The sequence below is a fragment of the Acinetobacter sp. ACZLY 512 genome (assembly GCF_023614015.1).
In the GTDB taxonomy this organism is placed as follows: Bacteria; Pseudomonadota; Gammaproteobacteria; order Pseudomonadales; family Moraxellaceae; genus Acinetobacter; species Acinetobacter soli.
In genome coordinates this window covers 1-17006 of record NZ_JAKIVI010000009.1, presented here as the reverse complement: position 1 = coordinate 17006, position 17006 = coordinate 1, and the positions used below count along the sequence as shown (strand labels likewise).

Genomic DNA, 17006 nt, shown 5'->3' with positions numbered 1-17006 from the left:
CTTTAAGATTTAGAGTCTGTGCTTGAAGCCGTCGAGTTTGGATTAACAATTAGGGCAGCCAGTTTCAGCATTTCAGTTTGTAGCGTATTGAGCTGATGCTGAATAGCCACAATATCCTGTTTTTTCCAGTTCAATGTCTGTTGAAACAGATCGCTCTGTAACAGCTGCTCATTGGTATTGATCAGCTGTTGACGTAATTTTTCAACTTCTGGGCTCTTCAGTTGTAACTGATTGAGATTGTCATTGAATTGGGTCAACTGGGTTTTAAAGTGAGATAATGTTTGCTGTGCGGCCTGCGGGTCTTGTTCTTGAAGTGCAGTTTCAAGCTGGCTTTGCGTCGCTTGTAACTTTTGCATGTCTTGACCTACTTTAAGCTGCAAATCTGCCGCGTCGCGAAGCAAGTAAAATAGATTCGTGGTCGATGAGCGTTCTTCATTGTTGAGGGCATCATCACTACCTTGATTATCGATAGGCATGTTGTCTTGATTGGCCGATGTCATGCTTCGCTCACGCGCTGTACTTTCCGCGTCGGGTGGTTGATCACACCCCACAAACAATATGCTACAGCTCAGCACAAGCAAAGAAAATTTAGCAGCGAAAGGTGTAGGCATCATCATTTTTTCCATCCAAAGCCATATGACATCCACATTATCAAACAGAAACTTCAAATGGCGCCATATTGTTAATTCTACAATTAGAGCATGCCCGATTTAGCAGAATATGAAGGTCATGTTGTAAAAGTATTGTTTTTAGAGGATAGAATGCATGAGGCATACCTGCGGCATGCCTCATATAGAATGGCTTATTTGGCTAATTCTTGATTAATGGCATCAATCAGGCGAGGATCATCTGCGGTAATGTCGGGTGCAAAACGGGCAACGACTTCGCCTGTTTTACTGACTAAAAATTTTTCAAAATTCCATAGCACTTCTGGTGGTTCATTTGGGGTCAGACCATATTCAACCAAGTCTTTCCACCACGGGCCTTCTCCAATACGTTCGGGCTGTGCTTGAATAAGAGTTTGATAAAGCGGATGCTTGTCTTCACCAGCAACCGAAATTTTTGCAAACAATGGAAATTTCACATCAAAATTTAAAGAGCAGAACTGCTGAATTTCTTCATTCGTTCCAGGCTCTTGTTCCAAAAAGTTATTGGCCGGAAAGCCTAAAATGGTTAAACCTTGATCTTTTTTAGCTTGATACAGTGCTTCGAGTCCTTCGTACTGCGGCGTGAGGCCACATTTTGATGCAACGTTCACAATCAAGAGTACTTGGCCATGGTATTGTTCAAGATCGACCGCTTGGCCTTGAATGTCTTGAACAGGAATATGATAAACCGACTGACTCATATCGAATCCTTATGCAAAAGAAAGAGTAAAAATAAGCTTACAAGAGCATGTATTGAGGGCGCTCAGGCATATCATACGATGACATGTTTAAATGCGATGTATAGCATAATTTTGTGATGAAACAGATCGTTAAGATTTGGGATTAACCCGTTCTAAGCTGTACGGGTGTGTGTCCGGTGTAACGTTTAAAAAATGCGATGAAGCTCGAGCTTTGATGATAGCCCAGCTCAAGCGCAATACGTTTGACTGAATCACCCTGACGAATTTTTGCAACTGCGTATACCACTTTGGCTCGATTGCGCCATTCAGAGAGCCCCATGTTTAACTCTTGCTGACATAAGCGCAGCGCATGTCGCTCGCTAATCTCAAAATCATCAAGAATTTGCTGTAGGCTTTGAGCAAAGCGTTTGGCATCGGCCAAAGCATTTAAAATCGGTGCCAGTACGGGATGCGCTGACGCTGGTAAATAATGATCATATTGTTTGGCTGTCAGGAGCTGATCCAGCAATACCTGTAATAAGTGCAGACGGCTTTGCTCGGAATGATCACGTGTCGGATCTAGAATCTCTTTTACCAAGACATGAAAAAATGGCTGGATCTCGAGTGTTTTTGGGCAATCACTCAATTTCGCGGAAAGCTGAGGATGTAGCCGAATACACACAAAATGTGTCGGCTGATCGATATTAAGACAACAATGTGTGGTCCGTGGTGGTAGCCACACACCGTAATTGGGTGGTGCGAAAAATGTCCGTTGCTCGACCTGAATTTGCAGCAGTCCATTCAAGCTAAAATTAAAATCCCCCCAAAGCGATGAATGTGTAAGCACTTCATCGTGGGGGTGAAAGAAAAACTCATGGATATCAATCTGCTCTTTGAGCATCGCTGCGGCAGATGATACGGAAGATAAATCCATATGAGAAATCCGAAAAAATTTACTGTTCGCAGTGAAGCTTTGGATTGCTTAAACCTTTAACTAAGGTAAATAAACCAATTAAGGCCAATACAACAAAATTGAGCACACCATAAATTAAGATATTTTCATTAAAATGGTCAACTACATAGCCGCCGATCAAAGAGCCTGTCGCAATCATGACCTGAAACATCCCGACGAACAGTGGCATGCCTTTTTCGACGGCTTTAGGCGCATGAACAAACATCCAGATATTGGCCGAAGTTGGAAATGCACCAAAGGCAAAGCCCCATAACGCAGTTAAAATCATCGCGCCGGCTTCATGAATGGCAAAGACGGGAAAGCTAAAGAAAACAACCGCAAAACATACGCCCACAAAAGCCATGGTGTAGCGAATATTCAAATTACCACTATAGCCTGCAAAGGCATTACCAAATACTCCCGCAATACCGTATAGCAAAAGCAGACTACTGATGGTGGTGCCGTCGAATCCTGCAATATGTTTAAAAAAAGGTGCGAGGTAACTATAAGCACAAAAGTGTGCCAAACCCATCAATAGCACAATTAACATGCCGTTACGTGCTTTAGGCACTCGCAATAAGACTGGTAGGTCTTGAAGTCGAATCGATGATTCAGGAACCAGCACCGGTAAAAAACGTAGCTGTAACAGCAGCACCACAAAACCAATGATGGCAGTAATACCAAAAGCACTACGCCAGCCATAAAATTCGCTTAACCACGTGCCAATGGGAACGCCCAGTACCGTGGCTAAGGTCACACCGGCCATCACTACGGCGGTAGCTTTGGCAATTGGTAAATGGGCAGGCGCCAATTTACCACTCAATGCAATTGCCGTGGCCCAGAACCCGCCAATGGCAATGCCCAGAATCATCCGGCTGATAAGCAGCACGTTAAAATCGTCTGCAAAGGCAGTCAAGGCATTGGCCAGTACCATAATGGCGGTCAATACAATCAGTACATAACGACGATCGAGCTGTTTAAAAATAACCGGCAGTGATGGTGCCGCCAGCGCCGCCATGACGCCGGGGAGCGTGATGATCAATCCGGCAGTACCCACCGAGATATTCAAATCAGTGGCCACGTCATTGAGTACCCCGACAGGTAAAAACTCACTGGTCACCAGTGCAAATGCCGCAATTGAAACAGCGAGTATGGCGAGCCAACTGCCACCAGTGGGACGAGAGGGCGTAGCCTCTTGAGCATGAAGCGCATTCATGATGAATATCCTAATTTTGGGAGATGCAAAGCGTGTGATCGATCTAATTTATAATTTAATAGTGATCATTATGAAAATAAAATAGTTGAACAATTCACCAGCGTCAAGTAATTTAATAGTGATTGTTATAAAAATAAACGTGGCGTTTATGACAGATGTAGCAAATGGCTTTGAGCAGCAGGATCAAGACGTGCCGTGCAAAAAAAAACGCGGGCGCCCAAAATGCTTTGATGAGCAGCAAGCGCTTGAAAAAGCGATGCTGCTGTTTTGGGCACATGGCTACGAGGCGACCTCAATCAATGATCTGACTCAGGCATTAAATGTGACTGCCCCGAGCTTGTATAGTACCTTTGGCGATAAGGCGACTTTGTTTTATAAAAGCATCGATTATTATTTAGCGCATGAGGCATGTCCCATCGAGCGTATTTTTGAACAAGCCAAAACTGCCAAAATTGCCTTTGAATTGTATTTTTATGACAATCTGAACCGTTTGCTGCAACCCAATAAGCCTTCCGGTTGTATGTTGGTGGTGGCGACCATGAACTGTTCCGAATCGACCCAGCAAGTTCAGCACACCTTGTTGTCAAAACGGTTGAAAACCAAACACAAATTATTGGAGCGCTTGCAACAGGGCATCATCGATGGTGATTTACCCGCCAATGCTCCGATTGAAACCATGACCGATTTTTATGCCACGCTGCTTCAGGGTCTTACGCTACAGGCACGTGATGGTGCAGATCTAGCGCAACTCACAGCGGTAGTAAAGTACGCTATGCAGAGCTGGTGTTTGTTTGTACAGTCGCATGGCGATCACGCGATATAAATGTCTGAAATGCGATATTTCAATTTCATCCGTCATTATCGACAATAATCGTATCTTCAGGATACAGAGAGCAGCATGAATCAGATCGCAAAAACCCAGTGGTGGGCTTTTTTATTGCCCTTAATTGCAGTACTGATTTGGTCGATGAATATTGCCGTTACGCGTTATGCGGTCGATCTGATTGAGCCGGCCAGCATCAGTTTTTACCGCTGGCTCATAGCCTTTATTGTGCTGACGCCTTTCATGCTATTCAAAGTCTGGGCGCAACGTGCTTTGGTCCGCCGGCATTTGGGCCAGCTTGCCATACTGAGTGCCTTCGGGATGGTGCTGTATCAGGGCTTATCTTATACCGCCGCGCATTATACTACCGCCACCAACATGGGAATTGTCAATGCATTCATTCCCGTGTTTACCATCTTTGTTTCAATGCTGATTTTAAAAGATATTCCCAATCGATTTGCGATTGTGGGCAGTATCATTTCGTTTTTAGGTCTGCTGTATATTTTAGGCAAAGGTGATTTTACTACGCTACTCAATATGGGCGGTCATTCGGGTGATTTACTCATGGTCGTGGCTGTCTTTTTCTATGCCTTTTATGGTGTATTCTTAAAAAAATGGCAGCTCAAAATTCCATTACTGATTAGTCTATATGTGCAAATCGGTTTTGCCTTGCTCTATCACATCCCGTTTTTAATGTATTTTGGTCTAGATGCAATTAATGCACGAAATGCACCGAGCTTACTTTATGCGGGTATTTTTCCTTCATTGCTGGCGCCGTTGCTGTGGATGCTGGCGGTACAACACATCGGGCCAAATCGTACCAGTATTTTTATGAATTTAATGCCAGTGTTTACTGCAATTATTGCCAGTTTATGGTTAGCCGAGCAATGGACTTTATTTCATACTATTGGTGGCATGATGATTTTGGTCGGCATTGTGATGGCACAAAAGAAAAATGCGCCTGTCATCGTACAAAATACCTCGTCTTAAAAGATCCGCTTTCTTTTTAATTTAACTGTATCTTCAACTTATGCGGGCGAGTATCTGAATGGACAGCGTGGTGTGGCAGTGTATTCAATACGATGGCAGAATAGGCAAAACATGCAGTAAATGGTAGTGTACTGATTGAGGGCGTGTGGTTGATCGTCTGGATGAGTTTTAGAATTGTCCATTTGGTATAAAACTTGAATACGCTAAACATGTAACGAATAAAATCAGGACGCAGCGGTGATTAATCCAGCCAACAAATGGGAAGCTTTAGATGCACATCTTTTGCAGGTGTTGCATGTGCTATTAACTGAAAAAAGCGTCTCCAATGCGGCCAAGCGGCTCAATCAATCCCAACCTGCCATCAGTACCGCACTCAAAAAACTCAGAGACATTACCGGCGATCAGCTTTTGGTTCGTAGTCGTAATGGCATGACCCCGACCGAACGTGGTGAAGCGCTACTTGAACCTGTGCGTCAAGCACTGGCGCAAATGGAACTGATTGCCACACAGCAGGTGCATTTTCATCCGGCCGAGTCGCGTCAAGTCTTTAATATTGCCGCGCCGGATTACCTCAACGCAATTGCGCTGGGTGAAGTGTTGCGTCGTGTACGACAAGAAGCGCCGCATTGCACCGTGATCATGCACTCGATGGCGCACGATGTAGATTATACCCATGCACTAGAAAGCGGGATGTATGATGCCGTGATTGGTAACTGGCCGCAGCCACCCGAATATTTGCGCCTTGCACCACTGTTTGAAGATGAAGTGGTGTGCCTGATGCGTAAATCGCATCCAATGGCTGCACGGCCGTTAACACTTGACGATTATCTACAAGCCGACCATATTGCCCCAACGCCATATACCGTTGGTCAGCGTGGCGTGATTGACCTGTACTTGGCCAAAGAACGAATCAAACGTAATATCGTGGCCTATGTGCCATACTTCGGCATGATTCCCTATATGCTGCTGCAATTTGACGCGATTTTTTCAGCACCGCGTTCATTCTCTCGCCATTATAGTGCATTGCTGCCACTCAAAGTGGTCGATGCGCCAGTCAAGTTCCCCAAGATTCCGTATTTCTTGCTCTGGCATGAGCGTTTACATCGTTCACAAGAACAGCGCTGGTTTCGTGAGCTGATTATTTCGGTACTTCGAAACGACAGTCACGTCTTAAACTAAATTCCTTTGTATCATCATAATGCGCATCCCTGATCAGGCGCGAGCATCAGATCATCATCTGCTGGCGCTTCTTTTCTTATTTATCATGGCCAATATGGATGCGTGATAGACATGTGTTATGGCATTTTTTGCATAAGCAACATTGCAGATTCTCAATAATCATTTCTTTGGTAGGAAACTTGCCTTTATCAGCGGGCGACATCGTTTTGCAAGCCATTTAAGCGAATGTCAAACAGCCATCGCTATGCATCTTCAGATAAATAGCCAGTGCTTTTACTTAAGGAAGTGGATCAGGGGAAGTGTGTAATGAACGCAGTACAACAAGGCAGATCATTAAAAAAACTGATGGGAAGCCTCGCGACTATTCTGGGGGGAATGGGCGCCATGCAAGTCGCAGATGCAGCCATCTGGAGTGATACCTCAATTGGCTGGCGCTACGGTACTCAATTTGCAGAACCTTATAAAAATGATGCCGCAGGCGATCGAATTGATATTACCAAGCAGATTTTTAATCTCACCCATGCCAGTGGTGATAAATATGGCTCCAACTTTTTTAATGTCGATTTACTTCAGTCAGATGATGAGCCCAACAGTACCCAGTCAAGTGGTAAAGGTGCCCAAGAAGCCTATGTGGTAATACGCCGTTATCTGGATGCAGGTGCACTGTTTAAAAAGGATTTGGCGGTACCCGGCTATATACGTGGCGCAGGTTTGACCGCGGGGTTAGACTGGAATACCAAAAATGACAGTTATGGCTCGAAAAAGCGCATGTGGGTGGTAGGCCCAACGGTTCGCTTTGATGTACCGGGCTTTTTAGATTTTAGTGTGCTGGCACTATTTGAAAGTAATGATCCGTCTTCTGATACGCCACGATTTGGTTACTCAACGGGTCGTTATACTTACGATACACATATGGCAGCACAGTTTACGTGGGGCATTCCGATTGCAAAAACACCGCTGTCCTTTGAAGGCTATGCACTGTGGATTGATGCTAAAGGAAAAAATGAATCTGGTGGCGATACCAAAGCGGAAACCCACATCGATGCACGCATTATGTATGACATGAGCGGATTGATCGGGCTAAAAGACAGCAAATTACGTGCGGGTGCAGGTTACGAATACTGGAAAAACAAATTCGGTAACGATACTGATGGTTTTGCCGGAAAGGGGGCCACTGCGAGCACACCTATGGTAAGAGTGGATTATCACTTTTAAGTGCTAAGGGCAGGGTGGGAGCATATGAACAGGGTTTTTATGTGCTCTCTTTTGTCTGAATAAATTTAAGTAAAAAATATTCTGACACGATGTGATGACTTATCGAATTCCACTATGATTACAGGATGTGTTTAAAAATTAAACAATTATCAGTTTTCTATAAAATTTGAATAAAAAGATCAATATAAATTAACTTTTTAAACAAATATTCAAATTGATTCGAACTTATTCTAATTATATGTAAGATAAATAATATATTTGTATTAATGAGTTGTTTCTTTCATACTACGCGCACTGTAAAAACAGTCACTTTTTAAGTGTACTGTTGCTACTTCCAGATTGTTGAACCCTCTGGATGTGATTGATACACATCCCTTTTTATGCTCAGTCATCCTCATATGACTGAGCTTTTTTTTGTCTGTCCATTTATCTAGGTAGCTAGATAGACAGATCTGTATAATATAAATTAAAGATAATTATTTACATTTGAGTGTTCATTCATTTAGTTGCGAATCACATCGCCAGTTTTGGCATCGAGAATCCGACTTGGCTGCTGGCTTAAACCCAAATCACCATTTAAATAATGTAATTGCTGCCCAAAATAGGCGGAAGCTTCCTGTAGTGAGCGCGCAGGTTCAAGTCCTGCCGGATTGGCACTGGTCGAGACAATAAAGCCGCCAAAGGCATGACACAGTGCCATACAAAGTGGGTGATTAGACACCCGAACAGCCACCTGATGATGTTGACCTGTAATCCAAGCGGGAATTTGCTGTGAATGGATCGGCAATAACCATGTCGTGGCGCGCTCATCGACGCCGCGCTGTGTCCAGCTTTGAATAACTTGCTGGCGAATATCTGGATCAAGTTCATCCAGTAGATGCTCGACCTGTGAAATATCTCCGGCCAGTAAAATCACGCCTTTTTCAATAGGGCGCTGCTTTAAACGCAGAATTTCATGAAATGCCTGCTCATTGAAGGGATCACAGCCCAAGCCCCAGACTGCCTCGGTCGGATAGGCCAGCACATCGCCCTGTGTCAGGTATTGGGCTGCTTCCGTAACGGAGGTGGTCAGCATAATTCATCTCCAAATTTAAAAATAACGCTATTGTGAACCTTAAAACCCGCCAGTACAACGTAGATAACGTCCCGACCGTTGAATGCACAGTCCCAACAGTTCAAGTTCCATGAGTTGACCGGTCAGCTCTGCGGTCGAGCCTTCAAACTGCTGTGCCAACTGATCGAGGTCTTGTCCCGTCCAGTCTAAGCGCTGATAAAGCGGAATCAGCTCTTCGGGAACAGCCAAGGCATCGGATACATCTTCAGGGGTAGAGGTGGCCGAGACTGCTGCCGTAGATTGAGCATGCCAATGTGTGGGAAGCGCTAAATCTTCCAGAATTTGCTCTGGATGATCCACCAAAATTGCTCCTTCTCGAATCAATTGATGGCAGCCTTGATGAAACTCACTATAAATATGTCCCGGAATCGCGAAGACCGTTTTACCTTGCTCAGCAGCTCGATTCGCGGTAATCAGTGAGCCACTTTCTTTTTTGGCTTCTACCACCAACACGCCTAAACTTAAGCCACTCACAATACGGTTGCGCCGTGGAAAATTGGCCTTTAACGGTGGTGTGCCCGGCAAAAACTCGCTGACGACTGCACCGCCTTGCGAAGCAATACTCTCGTATAATGTACGATTCCCTGCCGGATAACATCGATCCAATCCAGTTCCGACCACTGCAATCGCCCGTTGCTGCATGACACTGCCTTGATGGGCTGCTTCATCAATGCCGTGTGCAAGCCCACTGGTGATATAAAATCCTTTTTCACTGAGGTAATAGGCAAAGTCATAGGCCACTTGCCGACCATGTGGGCTGGGTTTACGACTGCCCACCACGGCAATTTGTGGCTGTAATAAGGGCTGAGCCGAACCACGACCAAATAAAATTGGAGGCTTGTCGGTATAGGGCATCAACTGGGCCGGATATAGTGGATCTTCTGGCGTAACAATAAAATCAGTGTGTTGCTGAATGTGCGCAAGCAAGTTTGAAAATGCCGATTGCCCCGCTGGTGTTGCGTATTCCGCAGCTCGCTTTAGATGATTGGCATGTAGCTTTAACTGTTGCCACTTGGCCAGATTCTGAGGTTCAAGCGCCGTTTCACAATCGCCAAAATGACGAACTAAGGTATTAAAACTTGAGAGTGAGTGTTGCACCAATGACCATACTGCAATGGTATGGCGATGGTGCGCAGAAAATTGTTTCATCATAAGTCTATTAATAATATTGTTTTATTCTTCATCTTGAGGAGGGCGAATTTCTGCCCCGACTTTAATGGGTAAGTTGCTCTCGAGTACGTAAGCGTAACTGAATTCATCAAAGGTTTTAAATATCATCAAACTTCCAATATTTTGATTCGGAAGTTTGATCAGTTCATGCGTTTTCGGGTCTTTGACGCTTTCGCCTTGCGCATAAATATCGAGTACTTGTCCTACTTTGGCACCTTGGTTCAAGCCTCGATTAAGCGTCACGACACTATTGCGTGCTGCTGTGGCAATGGAGCCCATAACACGAACAATCTTGCCACCTGCCACCATTTCATTGCCTTCGGTTGGATAAAACAATGTTGGTAACATGGCATCTTGCTCTGGCATGACCAAATCGCCACGACGTGTTTCTGCGTTATAGGTGTCGGTGAGTTCGAGCGTGGTGATCTCTTGTTCAGATTGCACTGCAATACCCGAAGCCACCTGAATCAGTTCGACGGCCAGAATGCGCTTTTTGCCGTGTTCATCTAGGGTGGTGTAAGGCTCACCCTCATGATAGATCGCATAACGCTGACCATTTTGTAGGCCCTGACCCCGCACAAAGATTTTTTGACCTTTGGCAGCCAGTACACGTTGATCAGTGGTGCCCACAACATAAGGCACAGACTCAATAGCGTCCGCCGATACAAGTGTCGAGCGCTCCAGCCATTGCTGAATTTGGCTTAGCGGAATGACGGGAATACTATTTTTTAATTCTTCAATGCGAACTTGTGGGGGTAAGGTGGTGCGGCCTGTATAACGACGAATAATTCCTTCACAGCCATCCCCCATATCTCGTCCAACGAGCGGTCGACCATTGAGCGTACACAGCAGCAATCGGTCGCCTGGATAAATCCAGTGTGGATTCTTCACATGTTTGTTACTGGCCCAGATCTCTGGCCATCGCCATGGTTTTTTTAAAAATTTTCCAGAAATATCCCAAAGCGTATCCCCTTTTTTGACCACATAGACATGCGGTGCACCTGCCTTGAGTGAGGGTGGATTGTGATTGCGCGTTGCAGCTTCGGCATTCGATATGCCCACTACACCACAGATGGCCAGCGCGAAACCGTATTGTTTAAGCCCCAAATGAGAAAACGTGCGTAAGCCGTTTAAAACCATGTTCATTATCATAATTCCTAAAAATTAGGTCTGTATTTGCGTTATAATAACGGCAATACATACATTTTTATTTCGAGTTGCCTTTCTTTGGGTTTTCTAATCAATGGCACGAATGAGGAGACACTATGGCCTTATTACCGATCTTGAGTTTTCCTGATCCACGCCTGCGCACCGTTGCAAAACCTGTCGAAGAAGTGACAGATGAAATCCGCCAACTGGCATCAGACATGCTAGAAACCATGTATGAAGCACCCGGCATTGGCTTGGCTGCATCTCAGGTTGATCGTCATATTCAGCTGATTGTCATGGACTTATCTGAAGAAAAAGATCAGCCAATGGTTTTCATCAACCCCAAAATCACCCCATTAACAGACGAAACACAGGCTTATGAAGAAGGCTGTCTGTCTGTTCCTCAAATATACGACAAAGTCAACCGTCCGTCACGCGTCAAGATTGAAGCGTTGAATCTTGATGGTGAGGCATTTGAAATCGAGGCCGATGGTTTGCTCGCTGTCTGTATTCAGCACGAAATGGATCATTTGAGCGGAAAGCTGTTTGTCGATTATCTATCTCCACTTAAACGTCAGCGAGCGCGTGAGAAAGTAGAAAAACTGACACGCCAGAAAGAGAAGGTCGCTGTCAAACGTTAATCGCTCAAAATGCACCAATAAAACCCAATTTCGATTGGGTTTTGTTATACTGTAACGGTAAAATTTCTGAGAAGGCTGGACTTGTTTAAAATTGGGCTGCTGCTGGGATTCACCGCAGTGTTATTACAGATTGCGGTTTTTTTACAGCCGTTATTGCCGAAGCAGTATCAGATTGCTCCGGTCTGTGAAACCATTGCCCAAACTTTTGATCTGTCGGCGCTTCAGCATCATAAGGCCATGTCGCATGCAGATTCACACATGCAGCATATGCCCAGCATGCTCGAAAAAGCGCAATCGGCGCCAGCTCATGATCATCATGATCTCAATCATCAGTGTCAATATTGCACCGTCTATGGCCATTTAATTTTACCGCCCGAACTGGATGTAAAAGAAATACTGGTTCGCATTCAAGTGCGTTTGCTGGCGTTCCAGCAAGCATTTCGACACGTCTATTACGCGCTTCAACGTCTATTTTTACTTCCTCAAGGTCGGGCACCGCCTGTATTTGCATAAATCACGCTTCGTTGCGGGGTTTTATCCCTCGTATGTTTTTCTGGCCTAATACGCATAAGACGTATCAGGCATAGCGCGTATTTATGTTTTTGAGATACAGACATGACTCAGCCTCAATTTTTATTACAGCCGATTACGGCTGCGATGCTACTTGCCACCACATCTGCATTTGCCGAAACGCAATCTGCAACTGATACGACACAGATGCCGCCAATTGTGGTAACTGCACAAGAAACAACGCGTTCAAATGGTTTGATTGTTCAGGCAGATCCCAAACAGCCCATTCAGCCCGTTCCGGCCACTGATGGTGCAGATTATCTACAAAGTATTCTGGGCTTTAACGCTATTAAAAATGGCGGTACTAACGGTGATGTGACCTTTCGGGGCATGTTTGGTTCACGTATTAAAATGCTAACCGATGGCACCGAAAACTTGGGGGCTTGTCCAGCGCGGATGGACTCTCCAACCTCCTACATTAATCCTGAAAGTTATGATCGAATTACCGTGATTAAAGGCCCGCAAACTGTGTTGTATGCCACCCCTGGCTCGGCGGCAACAGTCCTTTTTGAACGCGAACCTGAGCAGTTAAGTGCTGATAAACCTTATCGTGGACAGGCCAGTGTACTGATTGGCTCCTTTGGTCGGCTTGATCACAATATTGAAGCTGCCGTAGGTGACGAAAGCAAATATGCACGCTTGAATGCCAATCGTTCAGTAGCCGGAAATTATCAAGATGGCCACGGTAAAACAGTGCAATCCCAATGGGAGCGCTGGAGCACCGATTTAGCTTTAGGCTGGAAACCGACTCAAGATACTTGGCTTGAGCTACGGGGAGGCGCAAGCGATGGGGAGTCAGCCTATGCTGGCCGAACTATGGATGGCACACAATTTAGACGTGAAAGCCTAGGGCTGCATGCCGAGCAAAAAAATATCACTGATGTGATCAAGAAAGTTGAAGCGCAGATCGATTATAGCTACAACGATCATGTGATGGACAACTTTAAACTGCGCACACCGCCAATGATGCCGATGGCTATGGAAGTGACGCGCCGCACGATTAATGCACGTACGGCTGTGACCACCGAATGGGGCAATTTTAGTGCTATTTCTGGTGTGGATTCTCAGCATAATCAGCACGCAGGCAATATGTATATGCGCGATGCCAACCCAATTCCACCTTTAAAGCGTGACCTAGAATATCAAAGCTATGGTGCATTTACCGAGTGGACGTATACCTTGTCGCCAGAGACAAAATGGGTTGCGGGTGGTCGTATCGATCAAGTAAAAGTGAATCATGCTGCGAATGATCAACAGCGTAAAGACACCAATCCAAGTGCCTTTGTGCGAATTGAACATGCATTGCCAGAACACGGGCTTAAAACCTATGCAGGCATTGGGTATGTTGAGCGTAGTCCAGACTATTGGGAAATCTCTCGCGTATCAAAGGGGCTACTGAACTATCTTGATACCGAAAAGACCACACAGCTTGATTTAGGCTTTGAATTTGAACAGGGTGCCTTAACGTCGTGGGCATCGGCCTATGCTGGATTGATCGATGATTTTATTTTGGTGCCGTATCAATCCAATCCAAACGGCAGTGTCAGCATTTTACCAGCACGTAGTATCGATGCCACCATTGCAGGGGCAGAAGCAGGAATCGGTTATCATCTGACCGATCATCTTCAAACCGATCTATCTGCCATGTACGCATGGGGCAAAAATACCAGCGACGGTAAGCCTTTGCCTCAAATTGCACCGCTCGAAGGCCGATTCAATCTGCGTTATGTGCAAGATCGCTATAGTCTAGGGCTATTGTGGCGCGCAGTCGCCAAGCAAAACCGAATTAGTCTCAATGAAGGCAATATCGTAGGTTATGATATCGGTAAAAGTAAGGGCTTTAGTACGCTGGCGATTAATGCAGCTTATCAATACAGTCCAACACTCGATTTTGCTGTGGGGATTGATAATCTGCTCGATAAAGCCTATGCCGAACATCTGAATAAATCGGGAGCAGCCTTATTTGGCTATGCTGCTAACGAACAGTTTAACAACAGCGGGCGTAATTATTGGGCGCGCGTGAGTATGAAATTCTAAGATTTGCATTTTTTATAGACTAAATATAGAAGAGGATGAAAACGTGAGATCAGCCTCTTCTTATAGGAGATGAACATGAGTGAAAAACTGTCACCCGAAAAATCAGTGTGGGGATGGAAGCTGCTGATCGTGGCCTTTATCTTGAGTCTAATATTTATGGGCGTTTTTTATCTGGCGGTGAACAATGAGCCAGATTACATGCCGAGTCAGCAGAAAATGCACACCCAGCAGCATGCTTTTAAAACAGCACCTGCCATGGCGCCAGCAACTGAGCAAAATGCAGCAGCCTCAGCTACTACTTCACATGAGGAAATGCATATGGACATGAAAGATATGAATATGGATCATTCATCTCATTCGGGTGGTGCAGCCCATCAATAACAGATGAAAAGAAAGGGAGCATGGCTCCCTTTTTTAACTGTGCATATCACTGAGTGACTGGACTTCGTTTTGGTATAAATGCATACCAAACTTTTGTACAATTCGACCGCGTCGAAGTAAAAAACGGTCCACTTTGGGCAGGTACTTCGCACTGGTATGTAAAATCAGATTTCGCACAATTAAGAAGTAAGCAAACCATGCCGCAGGGCGCTCTTCCAAGCCCAGTTTGTGCATGCGTTTACGCCCAATAAAAAACTGCGTTATTTCAAGATGCATATGATACGCCAGCTTTTGCTGAAAACTACGCATACGCTGATAACGACGTTCAAAAGGTTCCTTTGAAAGGCTTTGTCCAAGTGCCAAGCTCGATTCGTCCGATTCTGGGTGAGCATCTTGCATCCAGTACAATAAACGCCAAGCATCGCGCTCGTTATCGACCAGCCATTTTTCATCGACCCCCATCAGCCAGCCTACATATTTCCAGAAATGTAAAAATTGTGCTACCTCATGCTTATTCGGAAATACAGCCAGCGCCCGAATACCCAATAACACCACACCACTAAAGGCGATATTGGTCATGGCCAGATCAAACTGATTGAGCGGTAATCCCCATTTTTTTGTATCCCATTCTTCTGAGCGCGACAATTGATGCCGAACCAGGGCATGAATAAAGCGCACGTAAATGGTCGAGGTAAAACCTGATCCAAAGCGCTTTAAACCATCAATCTCGGTAATTTCAACCCACCATTTTGTGGTTTCCGCCAAGCGTTTACCGGCATGTTTTTTCAATGCCCCAGTGAGAATCAACGGACGGTTAAATCCAGGATATAAGTAGCCCACCATCAAAGACAAATCGCGCAGAATAAAGCCGTTATTGACGCCCAGTCGATGCGTGAAAATCACTGCATCATTTAGACGGCTTTCATCGAACCATGCAGGCGGATGCATAATCTGCTCAAAAAACTCAATCAGTTCTGGAATGGGCTCAGCTAGCGCATCAAGGCCTTCAAAGAGCGCCGTCTCAAAAAGCTGTCGGTGTTCGGCAGGATTTTGCATCAGCCAATCGATCACCTTGTCCATGGCGGGATCACCCGTCACTAACGCTTCCGCGAGTTCTCTATACTCTTTTACGTTGGGTTGAATGGGGCGCTTACAAATATAGGATAAAACATGCCCCAGCCAGCGTGATTTCGACATATGATCAAATGAAGCTAATCTGGACGGTACAAGAGTTTGCATTGAACATTCAGCCTGATTAATGTTTAATCAACTCTAATACGAATAATTATTCGCATTCAATTCGCATTTGAGACAGGCGATTTATGAGAAAACAACCCCAGCAGCAACGCGCGATTTATCTGGTCGATACTGTCTTGGAGGCTACCCAATTATGTATTGCAGAATACGGCCTACATCAAGTCACGACACCTAAAATTGCAGAGCGCTCTGGTATCAGTGTCGGATCAATTTACCAATACTTTGAGAACAAAGAAGAAATTATTCAAGAGCTACTATTACGTAAAAGTGAACAACTGGGGCAGACCTTCAAAAAACTGGTAGTTGCACAAGAGCAATTAGAAATTGAATACCTGATTCCACTGAGTATTCAATTTGGATTCGATAAAATGAACGCCGATCAGGGATTTTTTATCGAGGTACTTAAACACTGGCATCAATACAACCATTCAAAAGCTGCTCAGATATTAGAACAGCATTTTTTCGAAGTCGGTCTTTATGTGTTTAATCGGCTTTATCCCGAATGGGATTTTGAAAGACTCAAGCATAAATCCTTTGTGATCATCAACAGCACCTTATTTACCATGATGCGTTATGTCAGTAGTAACGACTTTTTAATTGAAGAACAAAAGCTTAAACAGGAATTATGCCAGATGATTTTGGCCTATCTGAAACAAAATTAAATGTGAGAAAAAACATTTAAAATAAATAAACTATATAAAATAATAACTTATATTATTTTTGGTTCAAAATATAGCCATGCAATCAAAACTTTAGTCCAACAAGCTTGCAAGGGGTGAGAAATAGTGTAGAATGCACATCCATCGGCGGTGATGCAGATAGAAACTTGTTGAAAAACAGTAACTTGGCTTGAGTGGTTAGGTTGTGGGTTTGAAGATAAAGTTTTAAAAATATCGAAATTACCTGTTGACTTTGAAGAGATTTAGAGTAACATAGCCGACCTAGCTTGATGATGACGAATCATCGAGAAGATCATTAAGAGAAT

The 17006-nt window shown here is 44.6% G+C and carries 16 protein-coding genes and 1 pseudogene; 9 read left to right on the top strand and 8 right to left on the bottom strand.

Going from position 1 to position 17006, the window contains the following annotated elements; all coding sequences use genetic code 11:
• Positions 1 to 2: 2 nt before the first annotated feature.
• From L2096_RS10780 to L2096_RS10765, 4 genes are all read right to left on the bottom strand, one after another.
• Positions 3 to 617 (bottom strand): PM1805 family lipoprotein, encoded by a 615-nt coding sequence (locus L2096_RS10780; RefSeq protein WP_048763975.1) that lies wholly within the window; start codon positions 615 to 617, stop codon positions 3 to 5.
• A 185-nt stretch (positions 618 to 802) separates the two neighbouring features.
• Positions 803 to 1348 (bottom strand): glutathione peroxidase, encoded by a 546-nt coding sequence (locus tag L2096_RS10775; RefSeq protein WP_004944233.1) that lies wholly within the window; start codon positions 1346 to 1348, stop codon positions 803 to 805.
• 142 nt (positions 1349 to 1490) lie between these two features.
• On the bottom strand, positions 1491 to 2261 hold the full coding sequence (locus L2096_RS10770; protein ID WP_250365389.1) for an AraC family transcriptional regulator: 771 nt from the start codon (positions 2259 to 2261) through the stop codon (positions 1491 to 1493).
• Between the two features lie 19 nt (positions 2262 to 2280).
• Entirely contained in the window at positions 2281 to 3495 is a 1215-nt protein-coding gene (locus L2096_RS10765) for an MFS transporter (RefSeq protein WP_250365388.1), read from the bottom strand.
• A 148-nt stretch (positions 3496 to 3643) separates the two neighbouring features.
• On the opposite strand from L2096_RS10765, the gene L2096_RS10760 reads away from it, so the two are divergent.
• The 4 genes from L2096_RS10760 (at position 3644) to L2096_RS10745 (ending at position 7702) form a co-directional block, all read left to right on the top strand.
• Positions 3644 to 4318, top strand: coding sequence for a TetR/AcrR family transcriptional regulator (locus L2096_RS10760; protein WP_048763959.1), 675 nt, complete (start codon positions 3644 to 3646; stop codon positions 4316 to 4318).
• Positions 4319 to 4393: 75 nt separating this feature from the next.
• Positions 4394 to 5308, top strand: coding sequence for a DMT family transporter (locus L2096_RS10755; protein WP_004941526.1), 915 nt, complete (start codon positions 4394 to 4396; stop codon positions 5306 to 5308).
• 237 nt (positions 5309 to 5545) lie between these two features.
• Positions 5546 to 6487 (top strand): LysR substrate-binding domain-containing protein, encoded by a 942-nt coding sequence (locus L2096_RS10750; protein ID WP_004941523.1) that lies wholly within the window; start codon positions 5546 to 5548, stop codon positions 6485 to 6487.
• A 306-nt stretch (positions 6488 to 6793) separates the two neighbouring features.
• Positions 6794 to 7702: an outer envelope protein gene (locus L2096_RS10745; RefSeq protein ID WP_048763958.1), complete on the top strand. Its 909-nt coding sequence runs from the start codon at positions 6794 to 6796 to the stop codon at positions 7700 to 7702.
• Positions 7703 to 8204: 502 nt separating this feature from the next.
• Here the strand turns inward: L2096_RS10745 and tsaC are convergent.
• Genes tsaC through L2096_RS10730 form a run of 3 tightly spaced genes read right to left on the bottom strand, consistent with a single transcriptional unit; the run spans position 8205 to position 11132 of the window.
• Complete coding sequence (gene tsaC, locus L2096_RS10740) at positions 8205 to 8777, bottom strand: L-threonylcarbamoyladenylate synthase type 1 TsaC (RefSeq protein WP_004941519.1); 573 nt, start codon at positions 8775 to 8777, stop codon at positions 8205 to 8207.
• Between the two features lie 39 nt (positions 8778 to 8816).
• Complete coding sequence (gene dprA, locus L2096_RS10735) at positions 8817 to 9968, bottom strand: DNA-processing protein DprA (protein ID WP_250365387.1); 1152 nt, start codon at positions 9966 to 9968, stop codon at positions 8817 to 8819.
• Positions 9969 to 9989: 21 nt separating this feature from the next.
• Entirely contained in the window at positions 9990 to 11132 is a 1143-nt protein-coding gene (locus tag L2096_RS10730; protein ID WP_104125337.1) for a LysM peptidoglycan-binding domain-containing protein, read from the bottom strand.
• A gap of 119 nt (positions 11133 to 11251) precedes the next feature.
• Between L2096_RS10730 and def the strand changes: the two genes are divergently transcribed.
• The 4 genes and pseudogenes from def to L2096_RS16155 form a co-directional block, all read left to right on the top strand.
• On the top strand, positions 11252 to 11776 hold the full coding sequence (def, locus tag L2096_RS10725; RefSeq protein ID WP_004944209.1) for a peptide deformylase: 525 nt from the start codon (positions 11252 to 11254) through the stop codon (positions 11774 to 11776).
• A gap of 81 nt (positions 11777 to 11857) precedes the next feature.
• A complete protein-coding gene (locus L2096_RS10720) occupies positions 11858 to 12289 on the top strand; it encodes a DUF2946 family protein (RefSeq protein WP_076033608.1) in 432 nt (143 codons plus the stop codon).
• Positions 12290 to 12391: 102 nt separating this feature from the next.
• Positions 12392 to 14383: a TonB-dependent copper receptor gene (locus tag L2096_RS10715; protein ID WP_250365386.1), complete on the top strand. Its 1992-nt coding sequence runs from the start codon at positions 12392 to 12394 to the stop codon at positions 14381 to 14383.
• 75 nt (positions 14384 to 14458) lie between these two features.
• Positions 14459 to 14599, top strand: a pseudogene (locus L2096_RS16155) (hypothetical protein); the annotation flags it as partial.
• A gap of 198 nt (positions 14600 to 14797) precedes the next feature.
• Here the strand turns inward: L2096_RS16155 and L2096_RS10705 are convergent.
• Positions 14798 to 16003 carry an oxygenase MpaB family protein gene (locus L2096_RS10705; RefSeq protein ID WP_250365385.1) on the bottom strand — a complete coding sequence of 402 codons (1206 nt, stop codon included), beginning with the start codon at positions 16001 to 16003 and terminating at the stop codon, positions 14798 to 14800.
• Positions 16004 to 16086: 83 nt separating this feature from the next.
• On the opposite strand from L2096_RS10705, the gene L2096_RS10700 reads away from it, so the two are divergent.
• Positions 16087 to 16683: a TetR/AcrR family transcriptional regulator gene (locus L2096_RS10700; RefSeq protein ID WP_004941493.1), complete on the top strand. Its 597-nt coding sequence runs from the start codon at positions 16087 to 16089 to the stop codon at positions 16681 to 16683.
• Positions 16684 to 17006: the final 323 nt, after the last annotated feature.